Genomic DNA, 12,587 nt, shown 5'->3' on the forward strand with positions numbered 1-12,587 from the left:
GAGGTCCGATCTGATGGACACATCTGTTATCCGCCCTGAACTGCTGCTGGTCGCAGACGCAGTCTCGCGCGAGAAGAACATCGACCGCGAGGAAGTGCTGGAAGCGATGGAGCAGGCCATTCAGAAGGCCGGCCGCGCAAAGTATGGTCACGAGAAGGATATTCGCGCGACCATCGACCGTAAGACGGGCGAAGTTCGTCTCAGCCGCTGGACGGAAGCTGTCGAGCAGGTGGAGAATGAGGACACGCAGATCCCCATTCACATCGCCCGTAAGTTCCAGCCGGAAATCCAGATTGGCGAGCATCTCGTTGATCCGCTCCCTCCGATCGATTTCGGACGTATCGCTGCCCAGACGGCGAAGCAGGTCATCGTTCAGCGCGTTCGCGAATATGAGCGTAAGCGCCAGTATAACGAATTCAAGGATCGCGTAGGCGAGATCGTCAACGGTACCGTCAAACGGACCGAGTACGGCAACATGATGGTTGAAATCGGCAATGCCGAAGGCCTTCTGCGTCGTGACGAACTGATCCCCCGCGAGTCTTTCCGCAACTCCGACCGCGTTCGCGCCTACATTTATGATGTGCGTGACGAGCCGCGCGGACCGCAGATCTTCCTGTCCCGTACGCATCCGGCTTTCCTTGCGAAGCTGTTTGCTCAGGAAGTGCCGGAAATCTACGATGGGATCATCGAGATCAAGGCTGTTGCCCGTGATCCTGGGTCCCGTGCCAAGATGGCCGTGATTTCCCGCGATGCGGCGATTGATCCGGTCGGTGCCTGCGTTGGTATGCGTGGTTCCCGCGTTCAGGCTGTTGTGGCTGAACTGCAGGGCGAGAAAATCGACATCATTCCCTGGAGTCCGCAGGCCGCCACGTTCGTGGTGAATGCCCTTGCTCCTGCTGAAGTCAGCAAGGTGGTGATGGACGAAGAAGCAGGGCGCGTTGAAGTCGTGGTGCCTGACGAGCAGCTTTCGCTCGCTATCGGTCGTCGCGGTCAGAACGTGCGTCTGGCCAGTCAGTTGACGCGTTGGGACATCGATATTCTGACGGAAGCTGAGGAATCGGAGCGCCGTCAGGAAGAGTTCCGCAAGCGGACAGGTCTCTTTGTGGACTCCCTTGACGTGGATGACGTGATTGCAAGTCTGCTGGTGACAGAAGGCTTCCATTCCATTGAGGAACTGGCCTATACGGACCCGGGCGAGCTGCATGATATCGAAGGCTTCGACGAGAGTGTTGCCGAAGAGCTGATGCTCCGTGCAAACGAGTATCTGGCTGGCAAGGAACAGGAGCTGGACGACAAGCGCAAGGCGCTTGGCGTAACGGACGATGTTGTTGACCTCGGAGTCTTCACGAACCAGATGCTGGTAACGCTGGGTGAGAAGGGTGTGAAGACGCTCGACGATCTGGCCGATCTGGCTGGTGACGAACTTGTGGACATTCTTGGCGCCGATGCCATGGATGAAGATGCTGCAAATGAAGTCATCATGGCTGCTCGAGCACACTGGTTCGAAGGTGACGAATCGGCTGAAGCCGACAAGCAGGACGGGGAGTCGACCGACGTCTGATATTTCTGATACTGATAATGGTCCCGTTCGTGGTGCTCTAGGGCGCCGCAGTTCAGAGCGGCGCTGCCTCGTGACTCGAGAGCAGAAGCCGCCTGAGAGCATGATCCGTTTCGTAGTCAGCCCGGATAACCGGGTTGTACCTGATCTGGCGGCAAAGCTGCCGGGTCGGGGAATGTGGTTGAGTGCTAGCCGGGATGTGTTAGATAGCCTCCGCACCCGTCAGGCTTTCGCACGTGCTGCGAAGGCTCAGGTGTCTGTACCGGACAGTTTGGCGGATCTCGTCGAAGCTGGTCTGACACAGCGGATGCTGGATGCCGTCAGTTTGTCCCGAAGAGCGGGGCAGGTTGTCTGCGGGTTTCAGAAATGCCGGGAGTGGCTCACTTCCGGTAGGGCAGGGGTGGTGATCCGTTCGGAAAGTGCAAGTCCGGACGAGTTCTCCAGACTGGTGTCGGGCCGGCGTTCTCTGCCGGTGGTGACAGTTCCCGATCGCGTCTTGGCTTCGGCGTTCGGCCGGGACCGGGCGGTCTATGCGGTGATGGCGCCGGGTGCGCTGGCACAGCGCCTGATCGCCGAACATGAGAGATTTTCGGGAGTGGCAGGACGTCCACTCCCAGACCCCGCAGGGGTCAGTAAGGAACAGGCGGAACTATGAGCGACGGCAACGAGCGCAACCAGGACGGAACACAGACCCCATCACAGGGCGGCGAACAGAACAAGAGCGGCCGCCTGTCCCTACGCCCTGCAGGCCGCAAGGATGTTGGTCGTACAGTGGATGCCGGCTCCGTACGGCAGAGCTTCAGCCATGGCCGATCCAAGGTCGTGCAGGTTGAGGTGCGCAAGCCCAAGCGTGCAACTTCTGGTCCTGGTGGCCCGGCAGGTGGTGCGCGTGGTGGACGTGGTGCTGGTGCCGGCGGTCGCGCCCTGACGGCTGCTGAGCTTGCGACCCGCCAGCGTGTTCTTGAGGCGCAGCGGAAAGCCGCAGCCGAGGAAGCTGCGCGTCGCGAAGAAGAAAAAATCCAGATCATGTCGGCTGCAGAAGCAGCTCGCCGTGCCGAGGAAGAACAGCGTCTGGCTGTCGAGGCTCAGGCTGCTGAAGAGGCCGCTCGCAAAGAACGTGACCTTCAGGCTGTCCGTACCGCCGAAGAAGCGCGCATCCATGCTGAGCAGGAAGCCCAGCGTGCCGCACGTCAGGCAGAACGTGAAGCCGAAGAAGCCGCGCGCTCTGCTCCTCTTGATCCGCGCAGCCATTCAACTGGCGGTGTTCAGCTGGCCGCGCCGGTTCAGCGTCTTCGTCCGCTGGCAGAACGTGCCATCATGCCGGAGCGCCCCATTCAGACGGCTCGTCCGGCTCCTGCCTCTGCACCGGCTCAGCCGCGTGGTGGGGAAACCCTTCACTTGCGCTCGGCTGCTGCCAATGTAGGCGGTGATGAGGAACGTCGTGCCCCTGCCCGCCGTAGTGGCGGTGGCGGTGGCGCACCGGGTGGTGCGGCGCAGCGTCGTTCTGCACAGCCGTCACCCCGCAAGGGCGCTGGCGGTGGTAGCGATCGTCGTAGCGGACGTATTGACGTGCGTGCAGCGATTGAAGGTGACGACGGTAAGACCCGTTCACTAGCTTCGGTCCGTCGTCAGCGTGATCGCGAGCGTCGTCAGGCCGAACTGGAGCGTCTACGTTCGGATCAGGTTCGCGTCGTTCGTGACGTGATCGTTCCGGAGACCATCACGGTTGCTGAACTGGCGAACCGTATGGCGTCCCGTCAGGGTGAAGTCATCAAGTCGCTCATGAAGATGGGCGTCATGGCGACGGCAACGCAGAGCATTGACGGCGATACGGCAGAGCTGGTTGTCGAGGAATTCGGCCACCGCGTGAAGCGTGTTGCCGAGAGCGATGTTGAAATCGGCATTGAAGGTGTCGAGGACCGTCCGGAAGACCTGAAGCCGCGTGCTCCGGTTGTGACCGTGATGGGCCATGTCGATCATGGTAAGACGTCTCTGCTGGATGCCCTGCGCGCTGCTGATGTGGCGGGTGGAGAAGCCGGTGGTATTACGCAGCATATTGGTGCGTATCAGGTCACGGCGCCTTCCGGTAAGAAGATTACCTTCATTGATACCCCGGGTCATGAGGCATTCACCTCCATGCGTGCTCGCGGTGCATCCGTGACGGACGTGGTTGTTCTGGTGGTTGCTGCGGATGACGGCGTCATGCCGCAGACGATTGAAGCCATCAAGCATGCCAAGGCTGCGAATGCTCCGATCATTGTGGCGATCAACAAGATCGACAAGCCAGGTGCAAATCCGGATCGTGTCCGTCAGGAGCTGCTCAGCCACGAAATCGTCGTGGAAGCTATGGGTGGTGATACGCAGGACATCGAAGTGTCTGCTCTCAAGCGCACTGGTCTGGACAAGCTGGAAGAAGCCATTCTTCTGCAGGCAGAAATGCTTGACCTGAAGGCTAACCCGGATCGTGTGGCTGAAGGCACGGTGATCGAAAGCCGTCTGGATCGTGGACGTGGCCCAGTTGCTTCTGTGCTCGTCCAGAAGGGTACCCTTCGTCGTGGTGACATTGTTGTCGCAGGTGCGGAATGGGGACGTGTCCGTGCGGTTCTCGACGATCGTGGACGTCAGCTCAAGGATGCTGGTCCTTCCATGCCGGTTGAAATCCTCGGCGTGACGGGGGTTCCTGGTGCTGGCGAGCCGTTCGTTGTTGTTGAAAACGACGCCCGTGCCCGTGAGATCAGCGAATTCCGCCAGCGCGTGATCAAGGACAAACAGGCTGCAACGCAGGTTGCCGCTCGTGGAACGCTTGATCAGATGCTGGCCCGCATTCAGGCTGGTGATCAGAAGGAAGTTGCCCTTCTCATCAAGGCTGACGTGCAGGGTTCCGCTGAAGCAATCGCGACGACGGTTCAGAAGCTTGCCCATGAAGAAGTTGCAATTCGGGTTCTGAACGCCTCTGTCGGCCAGATCACGGAAAGCGACATTCAGCTGGCCAAGGCCTCCGATGCCATCATCGTGGCGTTCAACGTTCGTGCGACAACGCAGGCTCGTGAACTGGCGCAGCGTGAAGGTGTGGACATCCGCTACTACTCCATCATCTATCAGGTGGCGGACGACGTAGAGCAGCTCGTGAAGGGCAAGGTTGCGCCCAAGCATCGCGAGAAGTTCCTGGGCTATGCGGAAATCCGTCAGGTCTTCAACATCACGAAGACTGGCAAGGTTGCCGGTTGCTATGTCACCGAAGGCCTCGTCAAGCGTGGCTGTGGCGTGCGTCTGCTGCGTGAGAACGTAGTCATCCATCAGGGTGAACTCAGCCAGCTCAAGCGCTTCAAGGACGACGTCAAGGAAGTGGCTCGTGGTTATGAGTGCGGTCTGTCCTTCGCAGGTTACAATGATCTGCGCGAAGGCGATGTCGTCGAGTGCTATGAGATGGAAGTGATCCCGGCTTGAGCTCACGTTCCAGAAATGACCTGAAGGGTCCGGCGGGAGTCTCGGCTCACGGACCAAGCACCCGGCAGCTGCGGGTGGCTGAGGAAGTCCGTCGTGCTCTGGCGGAAATCTTTGCCCGTACGGAGTTCCGTGATCCGGAACTGCTGGATGTTCATGTGACGGTGACGGAAGTTCGGATTTCTCCGGATTTTCGTCATGCGACGGCTTTTGTAACCCGTCTGGGTCGCAGCGATGTGGAAGAGGTTCTTCCGGCGCTGAAGCGGGTTGCTCCTTTCCTCCGCACGGGTCTGTCCAAGATGCTTCGGCTCAGGACTGTTCCCGAAATCCATTTCCAGCCAGATACGGCTTTGGACAATGCGATGGAACTGGATCAGCTTTTCCGGTCTCCGGAAGTGAAGCGCGATCTGGAAGACTGATTTGAAAAACTCCTTCTGACATTCGTCAGGAGGAGTTTTTTGCATTTACCCGTCTGACTGGTCTATCAGCGCCCGATCATGGACAAAGGGTGCTGGGACAGTGGCGAGAAAACGTGGACGCGAGATTGACGGTTGGCTGATTCTCGACAAGCCACTTGGTCCGACCTCAACAGATATGGTCAACAAGCTGCGCTGGGCATTTGACGCTCAAAAAGCTGGCCACGCTGGTACGCTTGACCCTCTGGCTTCTGGTATCTTGCCCATCGCTTTCGGCAAGGCTACGCGCACCATCCCCTACATCATGGATGCGACAAAGCGTTACCAGTTCACGCTAACGATGGGTGAAAGCCGCACGACTGATGATCTGGAAGGTGAGGTTCTGGCAATCTCATCGTATCGTCCGACGGATGAAGAACTTCGAGCCTGCCTGCCATCTTTGACCGGTGACGTCATGCAGGTTCCTCCTGTCTTTTCAGCGCTGCGTGTCGGTGGTCAGCGCGCTTATGATCTGGCGCGTTCCGGCCGTCCGCCTGAGCTTCCTCCACGCCCTGCACGTATCGATTCGATAACTCTGGTGTCGCGCCCTGATGCGGACACGGCACTCTTTGAAGTCCAATCCGGCAAGGGTGTTTATATGCGCTCGCTGGCCCGCGACATTGCTCTGGCCTGTGGAACGGTCGGGCATATTTCAGTCCTTCGCAGGACGAAATGCGGACCTTTCGATCTGTCCCATGCCATGACGATAGATCAGATAGCACTGGACAAATCTGCTCAAACTGTGGACAAGGCCGATGCTCTTCCGGCTCCTCTGCTGGATGTAGCGACCGCGCTGGTCGACATCCCGGCGCTGGCCGTTACCGAAGCGGAGGGAAGGATACTGATCTGGGGGCAGTCTCTTGACCCCGCTGATCTGACGTATCCTCTGCCGGCCGTGTCACAGGAGGGAGACCAACTGTGGCGTGCGATGATCGGAGAGCACGTGATTGGCCTGTGTCAGATCCGCGATGGACGGCTCAGGGCAGCACGGATGCTGGAAAACCACGAGTTTTTTGGAGAACACGATGTCGATTACTGCAGAACGCCGCACGGCTCTGATCGCTGAATACCGCCAGAACGAGACCGACACGGGCTCCCCGGAAGTTCAGGTCGCGATCCTGACCGAGCGCATTGTCAACCTGACCGAGCACCTGAAGACCCACAAGAAGGACTTCCACTCCCGTCGTGGTCTTCTGATGATGGTCGGTCAGCGTCGCAGCATGCTGGACTATCTGAAGCGCAAGGATGAGGCCCGCTATCAGGGTCTGATCGAGCGTCTCGGCCTGCGTCGCTGATACGTCGTCCGGGGGCTTGCCCCCGGACATTCCTGCCATCGGATGTTCCGCAGGTGGGGTGCGCGACCGGCGTTTCAGGCCACATGGTGTCGTTGCGGGTATTCTCCCGTTGCCACCGCCATGCCGTCCGAAACGCTGCTCCGTCACCTGCCGGACTGTCCAGATGATGGCTCGTTCCTAGTTTAGGAGAACGATATGTTCGATTATTTCCGTAAGGAAATCGAGTGGGCCGGACGCCCGCTGATCCTCGAAACCGGCAAGATTGCCCGCCAGGCTGATGGTGCCGTCATGGTCACCTATGGCGACACGGTTGTTCTGTGTACGGCTGTTGGCGCCAAGAGCGTTAAGCCGGGACAGGACTTCTTCCCGATGACGGTCAATTATCAGGAAAAGGCTTATGCAGCTGGCAAGATCCCGGGTGGGTTCTTTAAGCGCGAAGGCCGTCCGTCTGAAGCAGAAGTGCTGAATGCACGTCTGATCGACCGTCCGCTCCGTCCGTTGTTCCCGGAGAACTTCCGTAACGAAGTTCAGGTGACGGCAACGGTTCTGAGCCACGACATGGAAAACGATCCGGCGATTGTTTCCCTCATCGGCTGCTCCGCTGCCTTGACGCTGTCCGGCATCCCATTCTTTGGCCCGGTCGGTGCTGCCCGTATTGGTCGCATTGATGGCAAGCTCGTCGTGAATCCGACGCTGTCCGAAGTCAAGGACAGCACCCTGGATCTCGTTGTCGCCGGTACGTCCGAAGGCGTGCTGATGGTTGAATCCGAAGCCAGCGAGCTTTCGGAAGAGACCATGCTGGAAGCCGTGACGCTTGGTCACACCTCCTTCCAGCCTGTGATCGAAGCCATCATTGCTCTGGCTGAACACGCCGCCAAGGCTCCGTGGGATCTGCCGACGCTGTCGAAGGAAGAAATCGCCCTTCGCAAGCGCGTCGAGAAGGTCGGCAACAAGCTGATGGCCGAAGCCTACAAGGAGCGCGTCAAGCAGGCCCGCTACAAGAAAGTTGGCGAAGCCAAGGACCGTATCAACGAAATTCTGGCTGAAGAAGGCTTTGACGTCGAGCTGGCCAAGCCGATGCTCAAGGAACTGGAAGCTCAGGTTGTTCGCGGCTCTATCCTCAAGACGGGCATCCGTATTGACGGTCGCGATCTGAAGACGGTTCGCCCGATCCTTGCAGAAGTCGGTATCCTGCCGCGTGCGCATGGTTCCTCGCTCTTCACCCGTGGTGAAACGCAGGCTCTGGTTGTCGCGACGCTTGGCACGGGCCAGGACGAGCAGGTCATTGACGCGCTTGAAGGCGAATATCGCTCCAACTTCCTGCTGCACTACAACTTCCCTCCGTACTCGGTCGGTGAGTGTGGTCGTATGGGCTCCCCAGGGCGTCGTGAAATCGGTCACGGCAAACTGGCATGGCGCGCTCTGCATCCGCTGCTGCCGTCCAAGGAGCAGTTCCCGTACACGATGCGCGTGGTTTCCGAGATTACGGAAAGCAACGGTTCCTCCTCCATGGCGACCGTCTGCGGTTCGTCTCTGGCGCTGATGGATGCCGGTGTGCCGCTGCCGCGTCCGGTCGCTGGCATTGCCATGGGCCTGATCAAGGAAGATCGTGGCTTTGCGGTTCTGTCCGACATCCTGGGTGATGAAGATCATCTGGGCGACATGGACTTCAAGGTCGCCGGTACGGAGCAGGGCATCACGGCCCTTCAGATGGACATCAAGATCACGTCCATCACGCCGGAAATCATGCAGATCGCTCTGGAACAGGCTCGTGGCGGCCGTATCCACATCCTTGGCGAAATGTCGAAGGCTCTGACGGAAGGCCGTGAAGGCGTATCCGGCAATGCCCCGAAGATCACCACGATGTCCGTGCCGAAGGAAAAGATCCGCGATGTGATCGGTTCCGGTGGTAAGGTTATCCGTGAGATCGTCGAGTATTCCGGCGCCAAGGTGGACATTGGTGATGACGGCACGATCACGATCGCTGCCTCCAATGACGAGCAGGCCCAGAAGGCGATTGCCCGTATTGAAGGCATCGTCGCAGAGCCGGAAATCGGTCGCATCTATGACGGTAAGGTCGTGAAGACGGCGGACTTCGGTGCGTTCGTGAACTTCCTTGGCCCGCGTGATGGTCTGGTTCACATCTCCGAGCTGACGCAGGGCCGTGTTGCCAAGACGTCCGACGTCGTCCAGCAGGGCGATGCCGTGAAGGTTAAGGTCATCGGCTTCGACGATCGCGGCAAGGTCAAGCTGTCCATGCGGGTTGTCGATCAGGAAACCGGTGCCGATATTACGGAGAGCGTGGGGGCCAAGCCTGGCCGTCCGCCTCGTCGCGACGCCGAGTGAGCCCTCGGGCGGGGCTCGCAAGGCCCCGCCTTTTTTATGTGAGTATCGGAGACATCGAGTCCCCATGAAGTTGATCGACACCCTTCGTTTTGGTGGTCAGGATGTTTTGCCGCTGGTTGAGGGAGGCAAAGGTGTTTCTGTCTCCACCGGTACCTCGGCAGGTCATTGGGCTGCTGCCGGCGGAATTGGAACTATTTCCGCCGTCAACGCTGACAGCTATGACGAACAGGGGCGTCCTGTTCCCCAGATCTATCATGGTCGCACTCGCCGTGAGCGGCAGCGCGAACTGATCCGCTATGCGATTGATGGTGGTATCGCGCAGGCGAAGATCGCTCATGAGATTGCTGGCGGCAAAGGTCGTCTCCACGCCAATATCCTTTGGGAAATGGGCGGCGCAGAAGAGATCATCGAGGGTATCCTCGAGGGTGCCCCGGGTCTGATCAACGGTCTGACTTGCGGTGCGGGCATGCCGTATCGCCTGTCGGAAATCGCGGTCAAGCACGGCATTCCGTATTATCCCATCGTGTCTTCGGGGCGTGCGTTCAATGCGCTCTGGCGTCGGGCGTACAGCAAGGCTCCGGAACTGCTGGGGGGGGTGGTCTACGAAGATCCGTGGCGGGCTGGTGGTCATAACGGCCTGTCCAACACGGAAAATCCGCTGAACCCGGAAGACCCGTTCCCGCGCGTCCTCGAACTGCGTCGGGTCATGCGTCAGTATGGTCTGGATGAGACCCCAATCATCATGGCGGGTGGTGTCTGGGCACTTGAAGACTGGCAGGACTGGATCGGGAACCCGGATCTCGGACCGATCGCGTTTCAGTTCGGTACCCGGCCACTGCTCACGAAGGAAAGCCCGATCCCCGATGCGTGGAAGCGCCGTCTTCTGACGCTGAAGAAGGGAGATGTGTATCTCAACCGCTTCTCCCCGACGGGCTTCTATTCTTCTGCCGTGAACAACAGCTTCATGCAGGATCTTCGTGGCCGCTCTGAGCGACAGGTCGCTTATAGCCCCGAAGCGACAGCAGAGCTGGATGCGTCTTACGGCGTGGGCGCGCGCAAGCGTGAAGTGTTTGTCTCTTCGACAGACCGCCAGCATATCGCTGGCTGGGAAGCGCAGGGATTCACGGAAGCGCTTCGCACACCGGATGATACGCTGGTTTTCGTCACGCCTGACAGTGCCCGGGAGATCCTTGCGGATCAGACGAACTGCATGGGCTGTCTGTCTGCATGTAAGTTTTCCAACTGGATGCAGCGCGAGCCTTACACCAACGGACAGAAAGCTGACCCGCGTTCCTTCTGCATCCAGAAAACGCTTCAGACTATTGCCCATGCCCCGAATGATGAGCATGCGGATGATGTGGTTGACCACAACCTGATGTTTGGTGGCACGAACGCCTGGCGTTTCGGAACCGATCCCTTTTATGCGAATGGATTTGTTCCTACAGTGGGCCAGCTCGTGGAGCGTATTTTAACAGGACGATAAGATGACGGTGCGTGATCCAAAGGCGCGACAGGCTTCATTGAACCGCACCCGTCACCTGACTTTCCTGTCCCAGTTTTTAGCCCGTCATTCGGTTCCTCTCAGCCCCGAGCAGCTTGCTCCGGCTGAGGGTGTCCGGGCGGCTCTTGCAACGGTTGTTGCCCTTCTTCCTGCTCTTTATTTTCATCAGGCTGTTTTCGCTTGGGCTGCGTTTGCAGCGTTCTGGTGCTGCCTGATTGAACCCGGTGGTACGGCGCGCGAGCAGTTCCGTATTTTGGGTATTTTCACTGTTGCGGGTGCCGTGCTGGGTGGTGTTGCCTCCCTGATTGCCACATCGCCTTTCTGGGGCGTTCTGCCCTGGCTGATCGTGACAGGACTGTTCGTGGGGCTGGCGCGGGCGCTTGTCCCAAGTATGGCGTTGCTCTGTGCCCTTCTGGGCTGTGTCATGCTGGCTGGTATTGGCTTCCCGGCCCATACGCTACCGGATGCGCTGACCATCAGTTACGCCTTTGGTGGTGGAGGCGTATGGGCCATTTTCCTATGCCTGTTTCTCTGGCCACAGCATCCCTACGCTCCTGCACGTCGTGCTGTGGGAGGGTGTTACAGACTACTCTCGGTGATGGCTGGGGAACTGGCTGCAGGGCGATTGCAGGAAACCGTACACCGGCAGACAATCCGAACGGCGATTGAGCGGGCGAGGGGCGTCGCGCTTCAGATTGACGCGGGCCATGCCAGCTACAGTATGCGCGGACGGTTGATTGCATCTCTGGCTGGTGCGGAACGTCTGTTTACGGCCATGTTGGCCGTCGAACATCTGGTGGAAACACGCGGGCTGGATTTCGAGGCCCGCGGAACGCTGGCTGCGTTTTCTGCTCTCTGCCAGCATGCGAGTGAGGCTGCTCTCGCGCCTGTTCCTGATCTTGAAGCGTTATCTCAGGAGGCGCTGGCGCTTGCTGGCAGTATTCGCGTTCGTTCCGGTACGATCAGCGAGCTTGTCGCAACCAGTGCACGCACATTGGGTAATCTTGCGGACGGGCTGGCAGAAAAAGCTCGGATGCCGTTTGACGCCGAAGCTCCACGGCATGTGGCCCGTCTGACGCCTGTGATCTGGCGCCATGCATTGCGGATGGTTGTCGGGCTTCTGGGAACATATCTGGCGACGCAATGGCTAAGTCTCAGCTACGGGTTCTGGGCACTTGTTGCGTTTCTTCTGGTGATCCAGCCTTCCGGTCAGACCACCCTCGTAAGGGCTCTGGAACGCGTTTTAGGAACAATTGGCGGGGGTGTTCTCGTTCTCGCGGTTTCGCCATTCCTGCCAGGCCTACCGGAAATGGCCGTGGCGCTCGCAGTGTTCGTGATTGGCGCGATTGCGATGCGGGCCGTGAATTACACGCTGCTCGTCATGTTTCTGAGTGCGCATTTTATTATTGTGACGGAAATGACGATGCCGTCTCATGGCATCGCGTGGCTACGTATTCTCGATAATACGGTGGGCAGCCTGATCGGCCTCGGCTGTGCTTTTGCGGTTTGTCCGCAGGGTGTCACACAGGATATGAATGGCCTGCTGCGTTCTGCGATTGTTGGCAATCTGCGATATCTTGCTGCCGTACTAAATGGTGATGACACTCTCACCACAGACAGAGCCCAGCGCCAGGCCGGAGTAGACACGACGCGAGCTGAATTTGCGCGTGGTTCTTTACCAATTTTGGGTGGGCTATCGAATGTCGGACAGGAAAGCGAACACACGCATAAGCTCTTGCGGTCGTTGCGGCGCCTGAGCGGTGAGGTAACGCTTCTGCGCTTTGATATGGCAGCAGACTTGTGCGTGCCTGATCCTGAGGCTGCGGCGTTCTGGCAGACGAAGGCAGACTCTCTTGCCGCCGGCGAGCCACTTGCACACATTGCAGAGGAACTCGAAAGCGGAAAGATCAGGTCAAAGATTGCGACGCTTGAGCGAGTGGATCGCACAGTGCCCACTCTCCCTGAAACACCTGTAGACCAATAAGGCT

9 protein-coding genes are annotated in these 12,587 nt (G+C 58.9%); all 9 read left to right on the forward strand.

Translation table 11 applies throughout. The features are described from left to right. The first annotated feature begins 13 nt into the window (after positions 1–13). The 9 genes from nusA (at position 14) to HKD32_RS01145 (ending at position 12,583) form a co-directional block, all read left to right on the forward strand. The gene (nusA, locus tag HKD32_RS01105; protein ID WP_010500891.1) at positions 14–1,561 is read left to right on the forward strand and encodes a transcription termination factor NusA; all 1,548 of its coding nucleotides are present in this window, start codon (positions 14–16) and stop codon (positions 1,559–1,561) included. Then, positions 1,509–2,213 (forward strand): RNA-binding protein, encoded by a 705-nt coding sequence (locus HKD32_RS01110; protein WP_382385306.1) that lies wholly within the window; start codon positions 1,509–1,511, stop codon positions 2,211–2,213. Before nusA ends, HKD32_RS01110 begins: the two co-directional genes overlap by 53 nt. Further along, complete coding sequence (gene infB / locus HKD32_RS01115; RefSeq protein ID WP_010500895.1) at positions 2,210–5,005, forward strand: translation initiation factor IF-2; 2,796 nt, start codon at positions 2,210–2,212, stop codon at positions 5,003–5,005. Before HKD32_RS01110 ends, infB begins: the two co-directional genes overlap by 4 nt. Further along, complete coding sequence (rbfA, locus tag HKD32_RS01120; protein ID WP_010500897.1) at positions 5,002–5,421, forward strand: 30S ribosome-binding factor RbfA; 420 nt, start codon at positions 5,002–5,004, stop codon at positions 5,419–5,421. Before infB ends, rbfA begins: the two co-directional genes overlap by 4 nt. 100 nt (positions 5,422–5,521) lie before the next feature. Next, entirely contained in the window at positions 5,522–6,523 is a 1,002-nt protein-coding gene (gene truB, locus HKD32_RS01125; protein ID WP_061932735.1) for a tRNA pseudouridine(55) synthase TruB, read from the forward strand. Continuing rightward, complete coding sequence (gene rpsO, locus HKD32_RS01130; RefSeq protein ID WP_010500901.1) at positions 6,483–6,752, forward strand: 30S ribosomal protein S15; 270 nt, start codon at positions 6,483–6,485, stop codon at positions 6,750–6,752. The genes truB and rpsO overlap by 41 nt, the downstream gene beginning before the upstream one ends. A 195-nt stretch (positions 6,753–6,947) precedes the next feature. Further along, on the forward strand, positions 6,948–9,098 hold the full coding sequence (pnp, locus tag HKD32_RS01135) for a polyribonucleotide nucleotidyltransferase (RefSeq protein WP_061932727.1): 2,151 nt from the start codon (positions 6,948–6,950) through the stop codon (positions 9,096–9,098). Positions 9,099–9,162: 64 nt separating this feature from the next. After that, positions 9,163–10,581: an NAD(P)H-dependent flavin oxidoreductase gene (locus HKD32_RS01140; RefSeq protein WP_061932725.1), complete on the forward strand. Its 1,419-nt coding sequence runs from the start codon at positions 9,163–9,165 to the stop codon at positions 10,579–10,581. A 1-nt stretch (position 10,582) separates the two neighbouring features. Continuing rightward, on the forward strand, positions 10,583–12,583 hold the full coding sequence (locus HKD32_RS01145) for an FUSC family protein (protein WP_194257359.1): 2,001 nt from the start codon (positions 10,583–10,585) through the stop codon (positions 12,581–12,583). Positions 12,584–12,587 lie beyond the last annotated feature (4 nt).

It is taken from the genome of Gluconobacter japonicus (assembly GCF_015244665.1).
GTDB classification, from domain to species: Bacteria; Pseudomonadota; Alphaproteobacteria; order Acetobacterales; family Acetobacteraceae; genus Gluconobacter; species Gluconobacter japonicus.

Coding starts and splice junctions, on each gene's coding strand:
- nusA (WP_010500891.1), top strand. CDS start 14: ATGGACACATCTGTTATCCGCCCTGAACTGCTGCTGGTCGCAGACGCA.
- infB (WP_010500895.1), top strand. CDS start 2,210: ATGAGCGACGGCAACGAGCGCAACCAGGACGGAACACAGACCCCATCA.
- rpsO (WP_010500901.1), top strand. CDS start 6,483: ATGTCGATTACTGCAGAACGCCGCACGGCTCTGATCGCTGAATACCGC.
- pnp (WP_061932727.1), top strand. CDS start 6,948: ATGTTCGATTATTTCCGTAAGGAAATCGAGTGGGCCGGACGCCCGCTG.
- HKD32_RS01140 (WP_061932725.1), top strand. CDS start 9,163: ATGAAGTTGATCGACACCCTTCGTTTTGGTGGTCAGGATGTTTTGCCG.
- HKD32_RS01145 (WP_194257359.1), top strand. CDS start 10,583: ATGACGGTGCGTGATCCAAAGGCGCGACAGGCTTCATTGAACCGCACC.